This window comes from Bradyrhizobium sp. 134, assembly GCF_023074155.1.
Lineage (GTDB): Bacteria > Pseudomonadota > Alphaproteobacteria > Rhizobiales > Xanthobacteraceae > Bradyrhizobium.
The window spans coordinates 275,271-296,294 of sequence record NZ_JADPKX010000053.1 but is presented as its reverse complement, the minus strand read 5'-3'; the positions used below and the strand labels follow the sequence as shown (position 1 = coordinate 296,294).

Genomic DNA, 21,024 nt, shown 5'->3' with positions numbered 1-21,024 from the left:
GCGCCAAGCTCCGTCAAATTTTGCCGGACTACCCACATGCTTGATTCGACTCGGCCGGTGCTGCGACCGCGCATCGCCCCGGCCGGCCTGATGTTCCTCGCCATCACCTCGGTGGGCTGGGGCTTCAACTGGCCGGTGACGAAATTCCTGCTCTCCGAGCTGCCGCCGCTGACCCTGCGTGGGGTCACCGGCGTGCTGGGCGCGGTGCTGCTAGCGGCGCTGGCGCTGATCCGCGCTGACAGCCTCAGCGTCCCGCGCGAGATCTGGCCGCGCCTCGTGACCGCCGCGCTCCTCAACGTCACCGGCTGGATGGTGCTGATGGGTCTGGCGCTGCTGTGGCTGCCGGCCAGCGAAGCGGCGCTGATCGCCTACACCATGCCGGTCTGGGCCTCGCTGATCGCCTGGCCGGTGCTCGGCGAGCGGCCGACCTTGTTGCGCACTATCGCGCTGGTGATGGCCTTTGCCGGTCTGGCCTCGATCATGGGCGGCAACGGCTTTGCCGCCACGGCGGACAAGCTGCCGGGCATCGTCATGGCGCTGTGCGGCGCGATCGGCTTCGCCGCCGGCACGGTATTTTCGAAGAAGTACCCCATCCGCCTGCCGCCGATCACGGCGGCTGCCTGGCAGATCGGGATCGGCTGTCTGCCGATCACCATCATCGGCCTCGCCGTCGAGACCACGCATCTGGAGCGGGTGACGCCGGTCGGATGGTGGCTGCTGGTCTATTCGACCGTGGTGCAGTTCTGCATCGCCTATGTCAGCTGGTTCGCAGCCCTCGCGCGCCTGCCGGCCTCCGTCGCCGCGATCGGCACCATGGCGGTGCCTGTCATCGGCGTGGTGGCGTCAGCGATTGCGCTCGGCGAGCCGCTGGGGGCAGGGCAGATCGCGGCACTGATCTTCACGCTGGCGGCGGTGGTGCTGGCGACGCGGTAGGGCGTGTACTCAGGAAGCGACTGGCCGGCGGATGTCCGGCTTACCGCCAACATCGGCCGGCGAGCGGAAGGTTTCCGAGGTCGCGGATGGACCGATCGGCGACATGCTGAGCACACAAAAAAGCCCCGGAGGATGCCGGGGCTTTCGCAGTGCTCTTAAGGATCAGTACCTGGCGACGACCGGACCGCCGAAGTTGAACTTGTAGTTTACGCCGACCGTCGCGGTAGATACCTCCAGCCGAGTCGAGATGACTTCGGAGGGAAGTCCCGCCACGAAGCCACTGCCGGTAACGGCCGAGATGTGCTGAACGTCTCGACGGCCGAAGTCCATATAATTGTACTCGGCAAAAGCCGACCAGCCCGGAGCGAACATCCACTCGAGACCGCCACCCACTGTCCAACCAGAACGGTTCACACCCAGAGCCGTTTCGGAAAGAGCTCCGCTGGGCTGCACGACGATATTGTCCTGCCGGGTCCAAGCGCCACCGCCCTTGATATAGCCAAGCAGCTGCGGAACGAATAAATAGCCGACGCGGCCCGTGACAGTCCAAACGTCTTTGGTCTCGTTAACGGAGGTAAAGGTCGGGAACGCTGGCAAAGCGTGCGAGCTGCCGATGCGAGCATAATCGTACATGCCTTGGATACCGACCACCCAATTTCCAGCAAATTGGTAATCGCATCCGATCTGACCGCCGCCAATGACCTGGCTGTTATCGCTAGAACCATAGTCCGCCGGAAACAGTACACCGAGTCGCGACACTCGGGTTTGATCAGTCCGGGCCCAACCACCGCCGACGTTGCCGCCAACATAGCAACCCGTCCAGTTATAGACCGTGACAGGTGCGGGGGGTGGAGCCTTCGCATAACGAGGAGCCATATCTGCGGCGATAGCTGATCCGGTGAATGCTGCTATAGCGGCGATAGAGATCACGATCTTTTTCATATCCACTCTCCCATGGCGCATCCGAAATCGTGACCCGAAAGTAGCGCTATTCTGGCAAATTACTGTCCCCGGAAAGCCACACTCGCCTGTTGTCGCGACGATTGGTAGGCATCGAAACACTGCGAAATGTGCGAAGAGCGACAAGTCGGCTATGGGGCCAATTGCAGAAGTCTATGTTGTCGACGGGCTACCGTCGGGGCAGGAAGGATCGACGGCCTTGGTGTACGCACAAAAGCCGAGGTGTCAGATGTCATTGCGTGGAGTGATCCGCAAAATCGAACCGGACTGCACTGGGCAGCGTGGCTGACGTTCAGCTGCAGCTCAGTCGGGTTTCTCCTGGGGTTCGTCTACCTGGCCGAGGAACCGCCAGGTGCGATCGAGACGCGAAAACACATGCCTCTTACGCTGCGGCTATGGCTTATGTTGTTCGGAGTAAACGCACGCTACCCCTGTTGCAACGGCTCCTGAGAGCGGGCCTGTCCTATTTCGACGTCATAGACCTGATCGCGGGCGTCGCCTCGAAGGCCAGAATTGTCGGTCTCGATCTGGTCGAATTGGTGCCGGAGCGCGACCTGCAGAATATCGGGGCGATCTGCGCAGCGCGGATCATCTGCAACGCCATTGGATGTGTCGCCAAGCAGAAACGCTAGCCGGCCACCCCGCCACCGAGCGCCTTCCTGATCATCTCGGCGAGCTGGTTGCGGCGGTAGGGTTTTGTCAGAAGCATGACGCCGTCGTCGAGCTTGCCGTGGTGGACGATGGCGTTGTCGGTGTAGCCGGAGGTGTAGAGTACCTTCACTCCGGGGCGGATCGTCGCCACCTTGTCGGCGAGCTCGCGTCCGCTCATGCCGCCGGGGATGACGACGTCGGTGAACAGCAGATCGAACGGCTGGCCGGCCTGGATCAATTCGAGCGCGGCCTTGCCGTCGGGCGCGGCGACGGTCTGGTAGCCGAGGCTCTGGAGCTGCACGGTGACGAAGTTGCGCACCAGCGGGTCATCCTCGACCACGAAAATGGTCTCTGCGCCGCCTTCGGCCTGCGGCGTCGTGGTGGGAACCACCTCGGCCATGCCTTCGCCCGGCGGCAGATAGAGCTTGATCGTGGTGCCGTGGCCTTCCTCGCTGTAGATCTTGATGTGGCCGCCGGACTGCTTGACGAATCCGTAGACCATGGAAAGGCCGAGGCCGCTTCCCTTGCCGACCTCCTTGGTGGTGAAGAACGGCTCGAACGCCTGCTGCTGCACCTCCGTCGGCATGCCGGTGCCGGTGTCGCTGACGGCGAGCATCACGTAAGGGCCGGGCCGTACGTCGGGATTGTTTTGCGCATAGGCCTGGTCGAGCATGACGCGGTGGGCCTCGAGCAGCAGCTTGCCGCCGTTCGGCATGGCGTCACGCGCGTTGATCGCCATGTTGAGTAGGGCATTGGTGAGGCGGGACGGATCGATGTGCGCGGTCATCTGCCCCTGTTCGAGCACGGTCTCGATCTCAATCTGCTCGCCGAGTGTGGGGCGCAGGAGTTTCGCGATGTCGGCGACCGCGGCGTTGATCTCGACATTGCGCGGCTGGAGCGGCTGCCTGCGTGCGAAGGCGAGCAGATGCTGGATCAGCTCGGCGCAGCGTTCGGCGGCCTCGTCGATCAGGCGCGCCACGCGCTGGAGGTCGGGCTGCTGCTTCAGGCTTGCCACCAGCGTCTCGGTATTGCCGGAGATCACGGTCAGCATGTTGTTGAAGTCGTGCGCGACGCCGCCGGTGAGCTTGCCGATGGCATCCAGCTTCTGCGACTGGTACAATTGCCGCTCGGTCTCGCGCGACATGGTCGCGTCGTGATAGACCAGCACCGCGCCGGAGACGTTGCCTTGCCCGTCCAGCATCGGCCGGCCGCTGATCATGAGATGGCGGGGAGCATTGCCGCTGTGCGGGCGGACGATCATCTCCATATTCTCGAACGGCTCGCCGCGCAGCACGCGTGCCGACGGCAGCTCGTCGGGCTTGAGCGGGGTGACGCCGTCGCCGTGAAGCACGCTGGACAGCGCCCGCAGATTGCGCAGGTTCATGCCGGTCCGGTGCAGCAGCATGCGCTCCGCGGCCGGATTGGACAGAAGGACGTTGCCCTCGGCGTCGATGACCAGCACCGCTTCCGCCATGCTGTGAAAGGTGCTCTGGAGCACGTTGACCGACAGGCGCAGCTCGTCATGCGCGGTGACCAGATGCTCGGTGCGCTCGGCCACTGCGGCCTCGAGCTGCTGGTTGGCGGCCGTGGTCTCCAATAGCGTGCTCTTGAGGGCGCCCTCGGTGCGCCGGCTCTTGCGCATCATCATCACGACCAGCAGCAGGATCACCAGCGCCCCGGCGACGTCGATGCCGAGCAGCACGATGCCGGTGCGGCGCGAATCCTGGGAGCGCGCCGCGAGCAATCGTTCTTCTTCTGCGCTCAGATGATCGAAATTGCCCATCACCGTGTCCATGAGGCCACGGCCCTCGCCCTTGCCCTGGAGCGCGGCAATGCCGGCCTGGTCGTTTCCGGCGCGCAGGCGCATCACTTCGGCGGCGATCTCGATCCGGCGCAGCGCCAGCGGCTCGGTGCCCTCGAGCAGCGCGACATGTTCCGGAGTGTCGCGCACGCTGCGCTTGAGGTCGGCGAGTGCCGGTGCGATCCGGGCGTGCACCGCCTGGAATTCCTCGCTGAAGCTCGGGTTGCGATAGATCTCGTAGCCGCGTGCGGCGCTCTCGGCACTGCGCATCAGCACGCGCAGGTCGGAGATCTTCTTCAGCACCTGGACGGTGTGATTGACCCAGGCCGCGTCGGACCGCGACTTGACGTCGAGGCCGATCGAGGCTGCGGTGATGATCAGGAGGATGGCAAGTCCAGCACCGAGAATGACGCGCTGCGTTGGGATCAAGGGGCTTCTTTCTTGTCCTTCGGCTGCGAGCCATCGCCCGGCGCGGCGATGCATTCCCGGATCGTGGTCAGCAGCGCGTCCGGCGTGAACGGCTTGCGCAGGCAGCGGGTCGCGCCAAGCTCCAGCGCCATCCGGAGGAAGTCGGGAGAGGGCGAGGCGGATGAGGCGAAGGCGTAGCCGGACATTGCGATCAGCGGAACCGCCGGCGCGCGCTCGTGAAAGATGCGAATGGACTCGAAGCCGCGCATATGCGGCATGAAGATGTCGACCAGCATCACGTCGAAACTCTGGGTTTCGAGCGCAGCCAAACCCGTTTCTCCGCCGTCAGTCAACGTGACGTCGAAGCCCTGACGTTGGAGGAGGACCTCGATGGTCGCACCGACCATCGGATCGTCATCGACCACGAGAATACGCGGCATGACACTTCCCAGTCATCGAAGTCCCCATAGCCAAGTTGATACAGGTGAATCGCGCGTCGGGTCAATTTGGGATTGGATAAGGGTAGGTATGCACGGTGCGGTGAATAAAGGTCCGCGCATCGGTTGTATGCGACAGTCACCGATGGCGAACATGAGGCGAGCGAAACAGGTGAGGCGCCCGAATGCGAAAAAGGCGCCGCATCGCTGCGACGCCTTCTTCTTCACGTGTTGCAGGTCGTGTTACGGGCAGGGATGACGCTGGCCGTCATAGCCGAGATAAGTGCCGGACGCCGGATCGTAGGACTTGTAGCGCTGCGCGCAGTAGCCCGCGGAGTCGCCGCCGCTATCTGGGACCACGGCTACTGACGGCTCATCATAATAGCTGTCGTCGCCATAGTAGTAGGGGTCGTTGTAATAGCCGCCGCCGTAATAGGCGTACGAGCCGAGGCCGCCGATCGCGGCGCCTGCCGCGACACCGGGCCAGAAGCCGCCGCCGCGATGGCGCCAGCCGCCGCCGTGCCAATGACCGCCGCCGCCATTCCAGTGCTGACCCCCGGCTGCTGCGAAGCTGCGCCCGCCGCCGCCGTTGAAGGCAGCTCCGCCGCTGGGACGCATGGCTGCACCTGCTGCGAAATTGCCACCGCCGCCACCGATCCTCGCGCCGCTGAAGTTGCCGCCGCCCATGCGGGCGCCCCCACCGCCAAAGTGAGCGCCACCGCCGCCGCCGCCGAAGTGAGCACCGCCACCTCCGCCGAAATGGCCACCGCCGCCACCGCCATGTCCGCCGCGACCTTGCGCGAAGCTTGGCGTCGCCAACGGGAGAACCAGCGCCACGGCCGCAGCCGCGCTCAAGACTTTCAGACTTCTCATGATCAAAACTCCTTTTCCCGGAAGCAAACCCGATGAAAGGGCTGTAGTTCCTGGGATCACGGCGGTTTGCGTGCGTGGACAAGTTTTCATGGCGACGCTGTATCCGGCATGAACGGATCGCGTCCGATTTGCGGCAGAGTCCGTGTGCCCGGCGACCGCATCTGCAGCAGGGCACCGCCGCCCCCGCCGAACTGGACATTTCGCCGTCCGGATGGCATCAGGACCCGACGAAGCAGGGCCCTTGCCGCATGAAACAATTCTTCCTCAAGTTCTTCACCTGGTGGAATGGCCAGACGTTTGGCACCCAACTCTGGACCAGGCGCTATGGCGAGCTGGTCGGCCAGGACGAGCAGGGCAACCTCTATTATCGCACCCGCGGCGGGGCGATCGATCCGGCCCTCGGCTTCGAGCGGCGCTGGGTGGTCTATAACGGCTACGCCGAGGCCAGCCGTATCCCGCCGTCCTGGCACGGCTGGATGCATCACACCGTCGACGTGCCGCCGACGCAGGACAACTACCAGCCGCGCGAGTGGGAAAAGCCGCACCAGCCCAATCTCACCGGCACGGCCAACGCCTACCGTCCCTCGGGCTCGACGCTCGCCAGCGGCAAGCGGCCCAAGGCGACCGGCGACTATCAGCCCTGGACGCCCAGCTAGGCTTCCGATTCCCGTCTCAACCCTTGTCGTTGGAGTGGATGCACCCGCATCCGCCTCGCTCTGCTGTGGACAGCGGGAACAGCGGGGATGAGTCCTGCGCGGGCATTGCAGCCACGCGGGCGATGCGGCTCAATGGTCGCATCTTACGGAGATGGGAGACCATCGCGTTCGGTTCGGGCAACAGTTCGCGACTGTCCCGAAATGCAGCGGCCGCCGACCAGGACTCGATCGGGAGATAGGCCCCCGGTCTGGAAGCTCCGAAATCGCCCGATGAAATGTGCAGCCGCCGTAAGACAGGAAAGGCCGCTCGGGAAACCGGGCGGCCTTTTTCTTTCATGGAGGCACAACTGGATGTCGCGTCCGTGCGCAGCACCGCTACGCGCTGCAGCGCGCCCGGGACACGAGAGCGGAGACTAGGTCATCCGCTCAGCCGCGCGCTTCACCGCCTCTAGCCGCCGCGCCTGACCCTGCGCGCCACGCTCTTTCAGCAATGTCAGCACCTCGGCGGGTGCGGTGTCGGGCGAGCCTGCATTGAACGGCGGGGCCGGATTATATTCGAGTTGGAGCTGGATCGCCTCCGCGGTGGTGCGATCGACCATGATCGACACCAGGGTCAGCGCGAAATCGATTCCCGCGGTGACGCCGCCGCCGGTGATGCGGTTGCGGTCGACGCAGACGCGCGTCTTGGTCGGCGTCGCGCCGAACTGAGCGAGCATCTCCATCGCGCTCCAATGCGTGGCGGCGCGGTAGCCCTTCAGGAGGCCGGCGGCGCCGAGCGCCAGCGATCCCGTGCAGACCGAGGTGACGTATTTGGCGCCCTCGGCCTGCCGGCGCAGGAAACCGAGCACCTCCTCGTCATTGAGCAGGTCGTTGGTGCCGCCGCCGCCGGGCACGCAGATCACGTCGAGCTGCGGGCAGTCGGCGAAGGTCGTGGTCGGGGTCAGCGTCAGCACGGAATCGCTCGGCACCGGCTCGATCCGTTTCCAGATCAAATGCAATTTCGCGCCCGGCACGGAGGAGAACACCTGCAAGGGGCCCGTAAAATCGAGCTGGGTGACGCGCGGAAACACCAGGAGACCGATCTGGAGCGGGGACGACATGAGAGCCTCCAATTATGAGCTTGACGGAAGCAGCCTCTCATGATGCCCTTCTGTCCAAAATGGCGTATTTCCCTCGCTTTCGGACATGACCATGATCGGCATCCTGATCTTCCCGGACTTCCAGTTGCTCGATGCGGCCGGCCCGATCTCAGTGTTCGAGATCGCGGCGCGCTGCACGGGCAAGACGACGACCGGGATCCGCGTGCTGGCGGTGAACGCGGGGCCCGTGCGCAGCTCGTCCGGCGTCGAGATGATGGCGCGCGACTTCAAGTCGGCAAATGCGATCACGACGCTGGTCGTGGCGGGAGGCGCGGGCGTGACGGATGCCGCGCGCTGCGAGGTCACGCGCGCCTTCGTGCAGCGGCTGGCGCGGCGCGGCGTGCGGGTCGCCAGCGTCTGCTCGGGCGCCTATGTGCTGGCCGAGGCGGGCCTGCTCGACGGCCGCCGCGCCACCACGCATTGGGGACGCACGCGGGATTTCGTCGCGCGCTATCCCAAGGTGAAGTTCGAGCCGGACCAGATTTTCACGCGCGACCGCAATGTGTGGACGTCGGCGGGCATCACGGCGGGCATCGACCTTGCGCTCGCGATGGTGACCGAGGACCACGGCGAGCAGATCGCGCAGGACACCGCGCGGCAGCTCGTGCTCTATCATCGCCGCAGTGGCGGCCAGTCGCAGTTCTCGTCACTTCTGGAATTGAAGACGCCGAACGGGCGCTTCGGCGCGCTGCTGTCCTGGGCGCGCGAGAACCTCGACGCCCGCTTGACGGTCGAAGATCTCGCCGACCGCGCTGGCATGAGTGCGCGGCATTTTGCCCGCGCCTTTGCCGCCGAGACCGGCACGACGCCCTCGAAAGCCATCGAGCGCTTGCGCATCGAGGTCGCGCGGGAGCGCGTGCAGTCCTCGCGCGAGGCGATCGAGCTCGTCGCGGAGACAACCGGCTTCGGCGACCCCGAGCGCATGCGGCGCGCTTTCATCCGCGCCTTCGGCCAGCCGCCGCAGGCGCTGCGGCGCGCGGCAAGGGCCGGGTAGGGAGAATTCACCGATTTGGAGAGGCCGCTTGAGCGGGTGAGCACACTTGGATATTTGAGCAGACTTGCATATTGCGCGGCATTTCGCCTTTTGGACCCGGAACCGACCTCCTCAAGCGAATGCAGCCGTTGCGGACGATCTGTACAACACGTACCGTCGCCGAAACCGGTGCAAGGAACCCCAATGACCGATCGAGAAAAGATTCTGATTGCCCTTCGCGAAAAACCTCTGAAGACTTTCGACATCATGAAGCGCGTGAACATCAAGAACCAGGACGACTGCCAATCGCTCCTGTTGAAGATGCGTGACGACGGTGCCGTGAAGTTCGATATTCACAAGGGACATTGGCGCGCTGCGTGACGACATTCGCTTGGTCACCAGCGGCGTCGCATGGCAGCGGACATGACTTTCGGATTGGTTCAGCCCGATGCGGCCTTGCCGCCGGTCGCCGCGGCGCCCGAGGCCTGTGCGCGCGCCGTCAAGCGCCGCGCGATCGGCATCAGCATGTAGGGCGCCAAGTGTATGGGAAACTGCGTCATCGCGAAATAGAGCCAGGTGGTGGGCGGCAGCGCGCCGGCGGTCGCGGCGAGCATCAGGCCCAGATTGCGCTGTGACACCATCAGCCCGAGCGCCAGCGCGCGCTCATAGCCGATGCGGCGGAACAGCAGCGTGGTCACGGCGAGCAGCGTGAAATAGATCGCGAAGGCGAGAGCTGCGAAGCCCAGGGTGGAGACCGGCCGGGCGACGAGATCGCTTGCGACATCGCCCATGATCGCGGTCGCGAAGACCAGCAGGATGACGATGTTGAAGCCGTCGATCGGCTGCCTGTGGCGCTGGATCGCGGCCGCGCCGAAGACCTGCCGGATCACGGTCGCAGCCAGCAGCGATGCTGCGAGGATGCCAAGCAGCTTCAGCCCCAGCGCAGGCGGCGAGATGCTGAGCATGTCGCCGAGGAACAGGCTCGCGAACAGCGATGCCGTGAACGGCACCAGCGCGGTCGCGCTCACCAGCGTGACCAGCACCAGCGTGGCATCGAGACCCATCAGCGCGGCCAGCGCCGGCGCGGCCATCATCGGCGAGGCCATGCTCTGCAGCATCAAGGCCAGGGCAAGGTCGGGGGCGCGCGCCGTGAGCCCGGTGAGATGGACGATCAGCCCGACGATCACGGGCACGCCGATCATGGTCCAGACGGTGGCGGTCCCGACCAGCGCTGGCCGCCGCAGATGGCCGGTGAGCGCGGCGAGATCGACCCGCATGAAGGAGATGCAGAGCAGAACGAAGATCGCCTCGGTGACGAAGGGGCGCAGCAACATCCCGAGCGGCGGCACCGCGAGCGCGATGAACACGACGGCGGCCACCGCGCGGGTGCCTTGGCCGCCAAGCCATGTCAGCCAGCGCAGGGGGAGGACGAATATGCTTTGAAGAACGGGCGGCATCGGGAACGGCGTTTCAGCCCAATCCTTTCAGCCACGCGCCGATCTCGCTCACGGCGACATTGGCCTCACGCAGCAATTTTCCCATCGTGATGAAGCCGTGGAACTGGCCGGGATAGTGCTTGGTAGCCACGGGCACGCCGGCCTGCTTCAGGCGCTGGGCATATTCGTCGCCTTCGTCGCGCAGGGGATCGGCACCGGCGGTGAGCACATAGGCCGGCGGCAGTCCGGCCAGGTTTGTCGCCCGTGCCGGCGAGGCGCGCCAGTCGTGGATATCGGCGGCGCCGTTGAGATAATGGTCGCGAAACCAGCGGATCACCGAATGCGTCAGCAGCACGCTGGTCTCGGGCTCGCGGTGAGAGCCATGCGTCATGGCGAAATCGGTCGCGGGGTAGATCAGCAACTGGGCCGCGATCGCGGGACCGTTGCCGTCGCGCGCGGCGAGCGCGACGACGGCGGCGAGATTGCCGCCAGCGCTGTCGCCGCCGATCGAAAGCCGGGAGGCGTCGATGCCGAGCTCGCGCGCGTTGGCGGCGACCCATTTGGTCGCGGCGATCGCGTCATCAATGGCGACGGGAAATTTGTGCTCGGGCGCGAGGCGGTAATCCACCGAGATCACGATCAGCGCGCCGGCGTCGGCGAGCTGGCGGCAGACGACGTCATGGGAATCGAGATCGCCGATCACCCAGCCGCCGCCGTGGAAGAACACCAGCGCTGGCGACAAACCATCATGCCGGCGCGGCTCCTTCGGAACATAGAGACGCGCGGGAATGGCGCCGTGCGGTGCCGGGATCGATAGCGGCGTGACGCGCGCGAGGTCCGGTGGCTCGGGATTGGTCGCAAAGCGTGCCTGCGCGTAATAGGCCCGCGCTTCCGGGGCGGTCAGGGTCTCGTAGGCGGGCCGACCGGCCTCCTGGAAGGCCTTGTAGACGGCGGCGGCATCGGGATCGAGCACGACGGGCATGGGGGAGCGACCTTGCGGGTTTCTGATTGTTCGTTGGACGTCGTTTTCGGGGGCGATGCCCGCCTGACCCCTGGCAGGAGTGCTCGACTATCCCATCCGGGGGCCGATCTGGCCAGACCGGGCCGGGAAGGGCAGGGATGCCGCCCTTCCCCCGCCGTATTCGCCGTGTTAACCGGATGGCCTGCGAGCGGCGGTATCCCCTGTAGAATGTCCAGCAAGCCCGATTCGCTGTTGAAGCCGCGCGAGATGTTTCGAACATTTACTCTGACAGGTCTTGCGGCGCTTCTGGCCGCCACCGCACTGACGGCTGCGACGCCGGCGCAGGCGCAGATCGGTACGATCTTCTCCGATCCGCCGCCGCTGCGGCCGCCCGGCAACATTCCGCGTGGCCAGCCCCAGCCGCAGCAGCAGATGCCCGACGACGACGAAGAGGTGCCGGAACTGCCGCCGCAGGGCCGAGTGCTGCCGTCGCGTCCGATGGCGCCACCGCCGGGCCGGCAGGGCAATGTGATGCCGGGGCCGGTCGAGACCCAGCCTCTGGCGCCGCCGCCAGGGTCTAGCGCAGCTCCGCCAAACCAGCCGCCGTCCGTCGCGGTCGCTCCACCCAATCCGCAAGGCGCGCCGGGTCAGCGCCAGCCGCAGCAGAAGGGCGCGCCCGGAGGCGCAGTCCCGCAGACGCCGGCGAGCCTTCAGCCGGGCGACGAGGTCGTCACCGAGCCGCCGGCCCAGAAGATCGTGAACAAGAAAGCGACCTTCTCCGGTCTCGACAAGATCACCGGGCGCATCATCAATTTCGACGAGGAGATCGGCGAGACCGTGCAGTTCGGTGCGCTGCGCGTCAAAACCGACGCCTGCTACACGCGGCCGGCGACCGAGGCCGCCAACACCGACGCCTTCGTCGAGGTCGACGAGATCACCTTGCAGGGTGAGGTGAAGCGCATCTTCTCGGGCTGGATGTACGCGGCAAGTCCAGGCCTGCACGGCGTCGAGCACCCGATCTACGATATCTGGCTCACCGACTGCAAAGAGCCGCAGCAGACGATTGCGACCGCGGCACCGGATCCCGGCACCAAGCCGCCACCGCCGCCGCCCGCGCAGAAGAAGGCCGCGCCCAAGCAGGTGCAGCAGCGTCCGCCGCAGCCGCTGCCGCCGATCCAGCAGCAGCAGCCGGCACCGCCGCCACCACCTCCGCCGCCCGAGCAGCGCCCGGGTCTGTTCGGTATCCCCGGGTTTGGCCGCTAGGCCAAATCCCCCCGGGTTCGGCCGGTAATCCCCTGACTATTGCCGCGCGGCGATGATCTCGAGCGCGCGTGCGCCCGGGATCGCTTCACCGGCGGAGAGCCTCAGGAAATCCCCGGGCTCGCCCGCGAGCGCCTTGTCGAGCAGCGCGGTGTAGCGCCGCCGCGAAATCTCGGCCGCGCCAAAACTCTTCAGGTGCTCGGTGACGTACTGGGTGTCGAGCAGCTCGAAGCCGCCATGGATGAGCCGCGCGACCAGATGCACCAGCGCGACCTTGGAGGCATCGCGCGCGGTGTGGAACATGCTCTCGCCGAAAAAGGCCCGGCCCAGGCTGACGCCATAAAGCCCGCCGACGAGGTCCTCGCCCTGCCAGGCCTCGACGCTGTGGCAATGGCCGAGCTCGTACAGCCCGCCATAGAGGTCGCGGATGCGCTTGTTGATCCAGGTGTCCTCGCGCCCGGCCTGCGGCGCGGCGCAGCCGGCGATCGTTGCCTTGAAGGCGGTGTTGACGGTGACGCGGAATGAATCCGAACGCACGGTGCGCGCGAGCCGCGAGGCTACGCGAAATCCGTCGAGCGGGATGACCCCGCGCAACTCCGGCTCGACCCAGAACAGGGTCGGATCATCGGCGCTTTCGGCCATCGGAAAGATGCCGCAGGCATAGGCGCGCAGCAGAACGGCCGGCGTGATTTCAGACGGGGCAGAGTCGCGCGAAGTCATGGCTCGCCATAATAGCAGGATCGCAATGCGGTTGCGATGGGCGGTGCAGATCAGTTCGCTGCGGCAGCAGCCGGCTTGCCGGCGGCAACCGGGACACGGCGGAACATCAACATGACGCGGGTTCCGGAATGGGTGGGGTCGCGCTCGACCGAAGCATCGAGCTTCGTGGCCATGGCTGCGACGATACGCTGGCCCATGCCGGTCGAGCGCGGATCGGCCTTGACGTTGTCGCCGACACCATCGTCGCTGATCGACAGCAGGAGATCGTCGCCCTGCGAGGTCAGCTCGACATGGATCGGGCCGGCGCCGTCAGGGTAGGCGTATTTCACCGCGTTCATCACCAGCTCGTTGACGATGATGCCGACGGCGACCGCACGGTCCGGATCGATCTCGATCGGTTCGGCCTTCAGCGTCAGGCGCGACATCCGGTTGCCCTCAGCCGAGCGGCGCAAATCCTCGAGCAGCGAGTCCAGATACTGGTTCAGGACCACGCTCTTCAGGTCCTGCGAGGTGTAGAGGCGGCGGTGCACCTGCGCGACCGCGGCGACGCGGCCCATCGCATTGGTCAACGCAGCCTTGACCTCGTCCTGCGCAGCGGAGCTTGCCTGCAGATGCAGCAGGGAGGCGATGATCTGGAGCGAGTTGCCGACGCGGTGGTTGACCTCGCGCAGCAGCATTTCGCGTTCGGCGGCAAGGGCCGCGTAGCGGTCGCGCGAGGCATGGATCTCGGCTTCGGCTTCCTCGCGCGCCTTCTGCATTTCGGCCTGGCGCAGCGCGCCCTCGGCCGCGACGTGAAGCAGGGGGATGAAATCGCCCTTGACGTCCTTGACGAGATAATCGGCCGCCCCCGCCTTCAGCGCCGTCACCGCAATGCTGGAATCCTGCGACGCCGTGACGAAGACCACCGGCGGCGCGCCCGGGATCGCCATGATCTGCTCAAGCGTCTCCAGCCCGTCGAGGCCGGGCATGTACTGGTCGAGCGCCACGACGTCGATGCCGCGGTCAATGCTGTCCTGCGCGCCCGCGCGGCGGATGAGCTCGAGGCCTTCCTCGCCGCTTGCGGCGTGAACGACCTTGTAGCCGCGCCGTGTCAGACCGCGATCGACCAGACGCGCAAGCGCCCCATCGTCGTCGATGTAGAGCAGTGTGGGCATGCGCTGGTTCATGGGGCGGCGGGCGGGACCTGGATGACCGAGAAGAACAAGCCGAGCTGCCGGATGGCATTGGCGAAATTCTCGTAGTTCACGGGCTTGGTGATGTAGACATTGCAGCCGAGCTCGTAGCAGCGCTTGATTTCCTGGGAATCGTCGGTGGTGGTCAGCACCACGACGGGCGAGGCCTTCAGATATTTGTTCTCCTTGATCTGCTTGAGAATGTCGATCCCGGTCATGTCGGGAAGGTTGAGATCGAGCAGGATCAGGAGCGCATTACCTTTCTGCACGAGCCCGCTGCCGTCGGGCCCGAACAGGTATTTCATCGCGTCCGTACCGTTGGCAAAGGAGATGATCTCGTTGTTGACGCCGGATCTTCGGATGTTCCGCTCGATCAGCCGCGCGTGCCCTTCGTCGTCCTCGATCATGATGATGCTGACGGGTTGAGTCATTGATCCGCGTTCCGGTTGCTGGTGTTCCAGGTGATGGGCAGCGTGATGGTGAAGGTACTGCCCGTATTCAGTTCCGATGATACCGACATGGTGCCGCCGAGGCGACGCACAAGTGCACGCACATGCGCAAGACCGATGCCCTGACCGGGCTTGTCCTGGGTTCCGGCGCGGCGAAACAGGTCGAAGATCCGCTGGTGGTCCTTGGGATCGATGCCGCGGCCGTTATCGCTGATCTCGAAGATTGCGTAGCCGAGCTTGGTGCGCCCGCGGATTCTAATCTCGCCGGGGACGCCGGGCTTGAGATATTTGATGGCGTTGTCGATCAGATTGGAGAAGATCTGCTCCAGCGCCAGGCGGTCGCTGACGAGATTGGGCAGGGGGGCGACTTGGATCTCCGCCTGCGCCTCGGCGGCCTGATGCGCCAGCGTCGATACGATCGCTTCGATCAGCTCGGCGGTGTCGATCTTTTCCGGCTGGAACTCGCGCCGGCCCTCGCGGGTGAGATTGAGGATCGCCGAGATCAGGCGATCCATTTTGGCGATCGACGACTTGATGAAGCCCAGCGCTTCGGAAAAATCCGCTGAGAGCTGCTTGTCGGGACCTTCGAGCGCGATCTCGCCGTCCGGCAGCGGCGGCCCGTCCGCCGGGACGTGGGTAAGGCCGCCGATACGGCGGAAAATGTCGCCGCCGAGCTCTTCGAGTTCGCTGGTGAAGCCCATGATGTTGACGAGTGGCGAGCGCAGATCGTGGCTGACGATATAGGCAAAGCGCTGGATCTCGTTGTTGGCTTCGCGCAGATCGGCCGTGCGTTCGTCGACCACGGCTTCCAGGTTGACGTTGGCATCGCGCAGGCGCGCCTCGGCATCGTCACGGGCGCCGGCCGAGCGCCGCACCAGCCAGATCGATAGCAGCGCCAGCAGCACGACGAGGCCGGAGCCGATGCCGGTCATCGACGCGGCGAGGGTCTGGCTGCGATCCGAATTGACCGTTCGGAGCCGGAACAGCCGCTCCTCCTCCTGAATCATCCCTGTCGCGACATTGGCGATCACGGCTGTTGCGTCCGTGGAGGCGATCTCACGGACCAGCGCTGCGGCCTTCTCCGGCTCACCCCGCCGGATGAAATCCATCTCCTGCGCGAACTGCCCGAGCCGGGTCTCGATCGCCGCGCTCAGCTTCTCGATGCTTTGGCGTTGCGCCGGGTTGTCGCCGATCAGGCGCGTGAGCTTGTCGAGAGCGGGGATGACGGCCGCCACGGCCTTGTCATGCTCGACCTTGAAATCCGCCCCTTGTGTCAGAAGGTAGCCGCGGGCGGCGCTCTCGGCCCGCCGGATTTCCAGCAGGAGGGCGTTGATCTGGTTCTCCGCCTCGATGGTGTGAACCACCCATTTGCTGTCGTCTCTCGCCTTGTTGACGAGGTAGACGGAGCCGGCGCTGATCACGGTCAGCACCAGGAGTCCCGCTGCGAACAGCAGGATCTGCCAAAATGTACGCCGTCGCTGCGCGTCAGCGGTCACGACGGTCTCGCTCGATCAGGATTGCCGGACTTCAAAACGCCCCCTCGGAACTGTCCCCATCGTCCCAAACGCGATTGGGGCCAAAGGGTTCCATGCGGAGGGACGGCTACTTCGGGGCGGGTTCCGCCTTGCCGGCAAGATATTGTTCCAGCCAGTGGATGTGGTAGTCGCCGTTGATGATGTCGTCTTCGCGCACCAGAGCGCGGAACAACGGCAGCGTGGTCTCGATCCCCTCGACCACCATCTCGTCCAGCGCCCGGCGCAGCCGCATCAGGCACTCGCCGCGGGTCTTGCCGTGCACGATCAGCTTGCCGACCAGCGAGTCGTAATAAGGCGGGATCGTGTAGCCCTGATAGACGGCGGAATCGATCCGCACACCGAGCCCGCCGGGCGGGTGATATTGCGTGATGCGGCCGGGCGAAGGACGAAAGGTCTGCGGATTCTCGGCGTTGATGCGGCACTCGATCGCGTGGCCGATGACCTGGACCTCTTCCTGCCTCGCCGGCAGGTCGCCGCCGGCGGCGATGCGGATCTGCTCCAGCACGAGGTCGATGTCGGTGATGCTCTCGGTGACGGGATGCTCGACCTGGATGCGCGTGTTCATCTCGATGAAGTAGAACTCGCCGTCCTCGAACAGGAATTCGATGGTGCCGACGCCGAGATATTTCATCTCGCGCATCGCCTTGGCGCAGGTCTCGCCGATCTTGGCGCGTGCAGCCGCGGTCAGCACGGGCGAGGGGCCTTCCTCCCAAACCTTCTGGTGGCGTCGCTGCAGCGAGCAGTCGCGTTCGCCGAGATGAATCGCGCCGCCGCGGCCGTCGCCGAGGATCTGGATCTCGATGTGACGCGGCTTCTGCAGATATTTCTCGAGGTAGACGGAGGCATCGCCGAAAGCGGATTTGGCCTCGTTGGCAGCCGTCGACAGCGCGACCTGAAGATCGGCCTCGCTCTCGGCCACCTTCATGCCGCGGCCGCCGCCGCCCGCCGCGGCCTTGACCAGCACGGGGAAGCCGATCTTCCTGGCGATCGCCATCGCGTCGTCGTTGGGGCCGACCCCTCCGTCGGAGCCGGGCACCACGGGAATGCCGAGCTTCTTGGCAGTCCTCTTGGCCTCGATCTTGTCGCCCATCAGGCGGATGTGCTCGGCCTTCGGGCCGATGAAATGCAGATTATGCTCGGCGAGGATTTCGGCGAAGCGCGCGTTCTCCGACAGGAAGCCGTAGCCGGGATGCACGGCATCGGCGCCGGTGATCTCGCAGGCCGCGAGCAGCGCGGGCACGTTGAGATAGCTGTCCTTGGACGCCGGCGGCCCGATGCACACGCTCTCGTCCGACAGGCGCACATGCATGGCATCGGCGTCGGCGGTGGAGTGCACGGCGACGGTCGCGATCCCGAGCTCCTTGCAGGCCCTGAGGATGCGAAGGGCGATCTCGCCGCGATTGGCTATGAGGATCTTGTCGAACATGGTGTCCTTATTGGACTGACGCGCGGAAAGCGGCGAGGGCGATGAGACCGCCCTCGAACGTCACTCAATGATCACGAGTGGCTCGCCGTACTCGACCGGCTGGCCGTCCTCGATCACGATCTGCGTCACCGTGCCGGCGCGCGGCGAGGGAATCTGGTTCATGGTCTTCATGGCTTCGATGATCAGCAGCGTCTGGCCGACCGAGACCTTGCTGCCGACCTCGATGAACGGCTTGGCGCCGGGCTCCGGCGCCCAATAGGCGGTGCCGACCATCGGCGAGGTTACGGCGCCGGGATGCTTCGACAGGTCGGCAGCGGCCGGCGCGGCGGCAGCTGCAGCCACCGGGAGCGCGGCGGGGGCAGCCGCCATCTGCATCGGCATGGTCGCGGCGACGCTGATGTTGCGGGCGACGCGCAGGCGCAGGCCGGCACGCTCGATCTCGATTTCAGTGAGGCTGGTCTCATCGAGCAGCAAGGCGAGCTCGCGGACGAGGGCGGAATCCTCGCTGGAAAACTTTGCGTCTGCTTTGTCGTCTGGCTGGCGCGCCATGTTGTTTGATCCGAATGTTCTGTGTGAAGGGGGAGCGTCAGGCTTTGGGCTTGATGCCGAGCTTGGCGGCAAGGCCCTGGATGGCGAGGCGGTAGCCCTCGATGCCGAAACCGCAGAGCGAGGCGAAGGCCGCGCGCGCGGTGTAGGAGTGATGTCGGAAATTCTCGCGGGCGTGGATGTTGGTGACGTGCACCTCGACCGTCGGGATCTGCACCGCCAGCAGCGCGTCGTGCAGCGCGATCGACGTGTGCGAATAGCCGCCGGCATTGATGATGATGCCCTTCATCTTGCGGGCATGTGCCTCGTGGATGAAGTCGATCAGCTCGCCCTCGCGGTTGGACTGCCGGCAGTCCGCCTTGAGGCCGAACGTCGTTGCCGTCTCCCGGCACAGCGCCTCGACGTCGGCCAGCGACGCATGCCCGTACTTCTCGGGCTCGCGTGTCCCCAACATGTTGAGGTTCGGCCCGTTCAGGACAAGGATCGTGTCGGTTGCTGGTTCGGCCATTCCAATCCCGCAAGAGGTGCTTCGGCGTGGCGGGGGTTATAGGTAACAAAGCGCGTGAGGGGAAGCCTTGAAGGACCTCCGAGCTGGCTTCAGATGCCTCATCCGGGGTGCAAAAACCTGTGCGCAAGCTACGGAAATTGCTTGTTAACCAGTCCGAAGCATGGCTGCCGCAGCGCCAGAGGGGCTGGGTCTCCCGAGAGACCGAAAGCCCCCGCCGATCTCTCGGCGGGGGCTCGTGCGGACGGGTCGGTCAGCGGACCGGCTTACCCCTCGATGACGTACACGATCTCGCGCGTCTGCGGACGAACGATCACGTACTGGCCGTGCACGAAGATCACCTCGTAGCCGCGCCACTCCGGATAGATCTCGACGATCCGCGGCGGGAGCGGGTGGAAATGAACGCTGGCAGGGATCGTCGTGCCGACCGAGATGTTGAAGTTGACGTTGGTCGTTTCCTCGATCTTGGTCGACTTGATCGCGGATGTGATCTCGGTCCGCTTCTCGGGCGGCGGTGCAGAAGCGGTCGCGGAGGCCGTGCCGGTCGTGGTCTGAGACTTGGTATCGGCAGCCTTGTTGTCCGCACCCTTGGTCTGACTGTCTGCGCCCTTGGTCTGGGCGTTCATATTGCCGCTCTTGGTGTCAGTCTCCGTGCTCTTGGACTTGTCGGTCTGGGACTTGTCCATCGTGCTCTTCGACTTGTCCTGCGCTGCCTTGTCCTGCGCTGACTTGTCATGCATGGACTTGTCCTGCGCGGACTTATCCTGCGCGCCTTGGGCGTGCTCACCCTTCGCCGCGCCGGCCTTCTCGTCGGCCGCGTTCTTGTTCATCGCGCCGGACTTGTCCATCCCACCCGACGACTTCTCCTCGGCTGCACCGCCGGGCTTCATGGCGCCGCCAGTCTGGCCGACGGTGCCCTTCTCCTGAGCGGATTCACGGCCCATCGAGCCGCCGCGCTCGGCGGCGCCGGAAGGCTGCGAGTGCTGCGTCGGCTGCGCGCCAGCGCCGCCACCGCTGTCGCGGTTCATGGTGCCCTGTGCGTTCGCCAGACCGGTGCCGGCGACGAGCGCGAGCGCGGCGACCGAGATCATAAAGCGGTTAGACATTGAATTCTCCTCACGTGTTTCTCTGCGTCATTGCCCGCGCCGACAACGAAAGGAGGTATCAGGAGTTCCGGAACATTGGCGGTTCCGCGGCATTTGTTTGTTGAACGCCAGATGAACGCGCGCGCCAGATTTCGGCGCAATGAAAAGGCCGGCGTTTCAGCCGGCCTTTTGCATGCGTGAGTTGTAGAGCAGATCCCTGATCAGCAAGTCGCCTTGTCAGCAGGTCGCTTTGCCGCAGCGGGCCACAGCGATCTTTTCCTTCAGGCTATCGACACCGACGGCGCCGACAACGATCTGCTTGCCGATCACGTAGCTGGGCGTGCCGTTCATGCCCATCGCTTCGGCGAGCTTGAAGTTCTCCTCGATGGTGCTGCGCACCTCGGCGCCGCCGATATCCTTCTCGATCTTCGCGACGTCGAGACCGGCTTCCTTGGCCGCCTGAAGCGCGCGCGCCTTGTCTGCCGCGCCACGGCCGCCGAGCAGCTTCTGATGGAAATCGAGATATTTCTTGCCGGAGGGATCCTGCATGCGCACGGCGACGGCGACCTGGGCTGCTTCGACCGAGCCCTGGCTCAGCACCGGAAACTCCTTCAGCACCACCTTCAGCTTCGGATCGGCTTTCATGAGGGTGAGCATGTCGTCCATCGCGCGCTTGCAGTAGCCGCAATTGTAGTCGAAGAACTCGACGAAGGTGACGTCGCCGTCCTTGTTGCCGAGCACGACCTGGCGTGGCGAGTTGAAGATCGCATCGGAATTCTGCGCGACGCTGGCCTCGTGTTTCTGCGTCTCGGCCGCGGCCTGGCGCTTGGTGAGCTCGGCCATCGCTTCCTCGAGCACCTCGGGATGGGTAACGAGATAGTTCTTGATGATCACCTCGATGTCCGTGCGCTGGGCATCGGAGAAGCTGTCGGCCGACGCGGGCGCGGCTGCGCCGAACATGGCGAGCGCAAACAGCGCGGGAGCAAGCAGGCGCAGCGAAGGCATAGGCAAATCCTCTTATCCAAAGCAGGTTTCGGAAAACGTCCCGGCAGACTTAAGCTCAGTGTCGTGACGTCGTTTCGTCAGGCGTCGTTTCTT

General features: G+C 65.2%; 22 protein-coding genes. 6 read left to right on the top strand and 16 right to left on the bottom strand.

Going from position 1 to position 21,024, the window contains the following annotated elements:
- Positions 1 to 36 precede the first annotated feature (36 nt).
- The gene (locus tag IVA75_RS22185) at positions 37 to 933 is read left to right on the top strand and encodes a DMT family transporter (protein WP_247286251.1); all 897 of its coding nucleotides are present in this window, start codon (positions 37 to 39) and stop codon (positions 931 to 933) included.
- 162 nt (positions 934 to 1,095) lie between these two features.
- Here IVA75_RS22185 and IVA75_RS22180 read toward each other — a convergent pair whose 3' ends face one another.
- Entirely contained in the window at positions 1,096 to 1,875 is a 780-nt protein-coding gene (locus tag IVA75_RS22180) for an outer membrane beta-barrel protein (RefSeq protein WP_247286250.1), read from the bottom strand.
- Between the two features lie 452 nt (positions 1,876 to 2,327).
- On the opposite strand from IVA75_RS22180, the gene IVA75_RS22175 reads away from it, so the two are divergent.
- Positions 2,328 to 2,525, top strand: a complete 198-nt coding sequence (locus IVA75_RS22175; protein ID WP_247286249.1) for an arginase family protein — start codon at positions 2,328 to 2,330, stop codon at positions 2,523 to 2,525.
- Here the strand turns inward: IVA75_RS22175 and IVA75_RS22170 are convergent.
- From IVA75_RS22170 to IVA75_RS22160, 3 genes are all read right to left on the bottom strand, one after another.
- A complete protein-coding gene (locus tag IVA75_RS22170) occupies positions 2,522 to 4,774 on the bottom strand; it encodes a CHASE3 domain-containing protein (protein WP_247286248.1) in 2,253 nt (750 codons plus the stop codon). The genes IVA75_RS22175 and IVA75_RS22170 overlap by 4 nt on opposite strands.
- Entirely contained in the window at positions 4,771 to 5,193 is a 423-nt protein-coding gene (locus tag IVA75_RS22165) for a response regulator (protein WP_027569815.1), read from the bottom strand. The genes IVA75_RS22170 and IVA75_RS22165 overlap by 4 nt, the downstream gene beginning before the upstream one ends.
- Before the next feature lie 240 nt (positions 5,194 to 5,433).
- A complete protein-coding gene (locus IVA75_RS22160; RefSeq protein WP_247286246.1) occupies positions 5,434 to 6,063 on the bottom strand; it encodes a BA14K family protein in 630 nt (209 codons plus the stop codon).
- Between the two features lie 248 nt (positions 6,064 to 6,311).
- Between IVA75_RS22160 and IVA75_RS22155 the strand changes: the two genes are divergently transcribed.
- Positions 6,312 to 6,719, top strand: coding sequence for an NADH:ubiquinone oxidoreductase subunit NDUFA12 (locus IVA75_RS22155; RefSeq protein ID WP_027569817.1), 408 nt, complete (start codon positions 6,312 to 6,314; stop codon positions 6,717 to 6,719).
- A 413-nt stretch (positions 6,720 to 7,132) separates the two neighbouring features.
- Here the strand turns inward: IVA75_RS22155 and IVA75_RS22150 are convergent, their stop codons facing one another.
- On the bottom strand, positions 7,133 to 7,819 hold the full coding sequence (locus IVA75_RS22150) for a DJ-1/PfpI family protein (RefSeq protein WP_027569818.1): 687 nt from the start codon (positions 7,817 to 7,819) through the stop codon (positions 7,133 to 7,135).
- Positions 7,820 to 7,910: 91 nt separating this feature from the next.
- Between IVA75_RS22150 and IVA75_RS22145 the strand changes: the two genes are divergently transcribed.
- Both IVA75_RS22145 and IVA75_RS22140 read left to right on the top strand, forming a co-directional pair.
- Positions 7,911 to 8,852 carry a GlxA family transcriptional regulator gene (locus IVA75_RS22145; protein ID WP_027569819.1) on the top strand — a complete coding sequence of 314 codons (942 nt, stop codon included), beginning with the start codon at positions 7,911 to 7,913 and terminating at the stop codon, positions 8,850 to 8,852.
- Between the two features lie 183 nt (positions 8,853 to 9,035).
- Positions 9,036 to 9,212, top strand: coding sequence for a hypothetical protein (locus IVA75_RS22140; protein WP_008137831.1), 177 nt, complete (start codon positions 9,036 to 9,038; stop codon positions 9,210 to 9,212).
- A gap of 59 nt (positions 9,213 to 9,271) precedes the next feature.
- Here IVA75_RS22140 and IVA75_RS22135 read toward each other — a convergent pair whose 3' ends face one another.
- Positions 9,272 to 10,288 (bottom strand): Na+-dependent transporter, encoded by a 1,017-nt coding sequence (locus tag IVA75_RS22135; protein ID WP_247286245.1) that lies wholly within the window; start codon positions 10,286 to 10,288, stop codon positions 9,272 to 9,274.
- Between the two features lie 13 nt (positions 10,289 to 10,301).
- Positions 10,302 to 11,249, bottom strand: coding sequence for an alpha/beta hydrolase (locus IVA75_RS22130; RefSeq protein ID WP_247286244.1), 948 nt, complete (start codon positions 11,247 to 11,249; stop codon positions 10,302 to 10,304).
- Between the two features lie 207 nt (positions 11,250 to 11,456).
- Here IVA75_RS22130 and IVA75_RS22125 point away from each other — a divergent pair, with 207 nt between their 5' ends.
- Positions 11,457 to 12,491: a DUF2155 domain-containing protein gene (locus IVA75_RS22125; RefSeq protein WP_247286243.1), complete on the top strand. Its 1,035-nt coding sequence runs from the start codon at positions 11,457 to 11,459 to the stop codon at positions 12,489 to 12,491.
- A gap of 36 nt (positions 12,492 to 12,527) precedes the next feature.
- On the opposite strand, the gene aat is transcribed toward IVA75_RS22125, so the two are convergent.
- The 9 genes from aat to IVA75_RS22080 all read right to left on the bottom strand — a co-directional run bounded on the left by aat (position 12,528) and on the right by IVA75_RS22080 (position 20,931).
- Complete coding sequence (aat, locus tag IVA75_RS22120; protein WP_026232743.1) at positions 12,528 to 13,208, bottom strand: leucyl/phenylalanyl-tRNA--protein transferase; 681 nt, start codon at positions 13,206 to 13,208, stop codon at positions 12,528 to 12,530.
- A gap of 50 nt (positions 13,209 to 13,258) precedes the next feature.
- Complete coding sequence (locus tag IVA75_RS22115) at positions 13,259 to 14,374, bottom strand: histidine kinase dimerization/phosphoacceptor domain -containing protein (protein WP_027569824.1); 1,116 nt, start codon at positions 14,372 to 14,374, stop codon at positions 13,259 to 13,261.
- Positions 14,371 to 14,811: a response regulator gene (locus IVA75_RS22110; protein ID WP_027569825.1), complete on the bottom strand. Its 441-nt coding sequence runs from the start codon at positions 14,809 to 14,811 to the stop codon at positions 14,371 to 14,373. The genes IVA75_RS22115 and IVA75_RS22110 overlap by 4 nt, the downstream gene beginning before the upstream one ends.
- Entirely contained in the window at positions 14,808 to 16,325 is a 1,518-nt protein-coding gene (locus IVA75_RS22105) for an ATP-binding protein (protein WP_247286242.1), read from the bottom strand. Before IVA75_RS22105 ends, IVA75_RS22110 begins: the two co-directional genes overlap by 4 nt.
- Before the next feature lie 106 nt (positions 16,326 to 16,431).
- A complete protein-coding gene (accC, locus tag IVA75_RS22100) occupies positions 16,432 to 17,790 on the bottom strand; it encodes an acetyl-CoA carboxylase biotin carboxylase subunit (RefSeq protein WP_007609734.1) in 1,359 nt (452 codons plus the stop codon).
- A gap of 60 nt (positions 17,791 to 17,850) precedes the next feature.
- Positions 17,851 to 18,339, bottom strand: a complete 489-nt coding sequence (accB, locus tag IVA75_RS22095; protein ID WP_247286241.1) for an acetyl-CoA carboxylase biotin carboxyl carrier protein — start codon at positions 18,337 to 18,339, stop codon at positions 17,851 to 17,853.
- Between the two features lie 37 nt (positions 18,340 to 18,376).
- Complete coding sequence (gene aroQ / locus IVA75_RS22090; RefSeq protein WP_027569828.1) at positions 18,377 to 18,844, bottom strand: type II 3-dehydroquinate dehydratase; 468 nt, start codon at positions 18,842 to 18,844, stop codon at positions 18,377 to 18,379.
- Positions 18,845 to 19,107: 263 nt separating this feature from the next.
- Positions 19,108 to 19,947, bottom strand: a complete 840-nt coding sequence (locus IVA75_RS22085; protein ID WP_027569829.1) for a DUF1236 domain-containing protein — start codon at positions 19,945 to 19,947, stop codon at positions 19,108 to 19,110.
- Between the two features lie 216 nt (positions 19,948 to 20,163).
- Positions 20,164 to 20,931 carry a DsbA family protein gene (locus IVA75_RS22080; protein WP_247286239.1) on the bottom strand — a complete coding sequence of 256 codons (768 nt, stop codon included), beginning with the start codon at positions 20,929 to 20,931 and terminating at the stop codon, positions 20,164 to 20,166.
- Between the last annotated feature and the right edge of the window lie 93 nt (positions 20,932 to 21,024).

Coding starts and splice junctions, on each gene's coding strand:
- IVA75_RS22155 (WP_027569817.1), top strand. CDS start 6,312: ATGAAACAATTCTTCCTCAAGTTCTTCACCTGGTGGAATGGCCAGACG.
- IVA75_RS22145 (WP_027569819.1), top strand. CDS start 7,911: ATGATCGGCATCCTGATCTTCCCGGACTTCCAGTTGCTCGATGCGGCC.
- accB (WP_247286241.1), bottom strand. CDS start 18,339: ATGGCGCGCCAGCCAGACGACAAAGCAGACGCAAAGTTTTCCAGCGAG.
- IVA75_RS22140 (WP_008137831.1), top strand. CDS start 9,036: ATGACCGATCGAGAAAAGATTCTGATTGCCCTTCGCGAAAAACCTCTG.
- IVA75_RS22180 (WP_247286250.1), bottom strand. CDS start 1,875: ATGAAAAAGATCGTGATCTCTATCGCCGCTATAGCAGCATTCACCGGA.
- IVA75_RS22150 (WP_027569818.1), bottom strand. CDS start 7,819: ATGTCGTCCCCGCTCCAGATCGGTCTCCTGGTGTTTCCGCGCGTCACC.
- IVA75_RS22130 (WP_247286244.1), bottom strand. CDS start 11,249: ATGCCCGTCGTGCTCGATCCCGATGCCGCCGCCGTCTACAAGGCCTTC.
- IVA75_RS22185 (WP_247286251.1), top strand. CDS start 37: ATGCTTGATTCGACTCGGCCGGTGCTGCGACCGCGCATCGCCCCGGCC.
- aroQ (WP_027569828.1), bottom strand. CDS start 18,844: ATGGCCGAACCAGCAACCGACACGATCCTTGTCCTGAACGGGCCGAAC.
- IVA75_RS22165 (WP_027569815.1), bottom strand. CDS start 5,193: ATGCCGCGTATTCTCGTGGTCGATGACGATCCGATGGTCGGTGCGACC.
- IVA75_RS22115 (WP_027569824.1), bottom strand. CDS start 14,374: ATGAACCAGCGCATGCCCACACTGCTCTACATCGACGACGATGGGGCG.
- aat (WP_026232743.1), bottom strand. CDS start 13,208: ATGACTTCGCGCGACTCTGCCCCGTCTGAAATCACGCCGGCCGTTCTG.
- IVA75_RS22125 (WP_247286243.1), top strand. CDS start 11,457: ATGTCCAGCAAGCCCGATTCGCTGTTGAAGCCGCGCGAGATGTTTCGA.
- IVA75_RS22080 (WP_247286239.1), bottom strand. CDS start 20,931: ATGCCTTCGCTGCGCCTGCTTGCTCCCGCGCTGTTTGCGCTCGCCATG.
- IVA75_RS22135 (WP_247286245.1), bottom strand. CDS start 10,288: ATGCCGCCCGTTCTTCAAAGCATATTCGTCCTCCCCCTGCGCTGGCTG.
- IVA75_RS22110 (WP_027569825.1), bottom strand. CDS start 14,811: ATGACTCAACCCGTCAGCATCATCATGATCGAGGACGACGAAGGGCAC.
- IVA75_RS22085 (WP_027569829.1), bottom strand. CDS start 19,947: ATGTCTAACCGCTTTATGATCTCGGTCGCCGCGCTCGCGCTCGTCGCC.
- IVA75_RS22160 (WP_247286246.1), bottom strand. CDS start 6,063: ATGAGAAGTCTGAAAGTCTTGAGCGCGGCTGCGGCCGTGGCGCTGGTT.
- accC (WP_007609734.1), bottom strand. CDS start 17,790: ATGTTCGACAAGATCCTCATAGCCAATCGCGGCGAGATCGCCCTTCGC.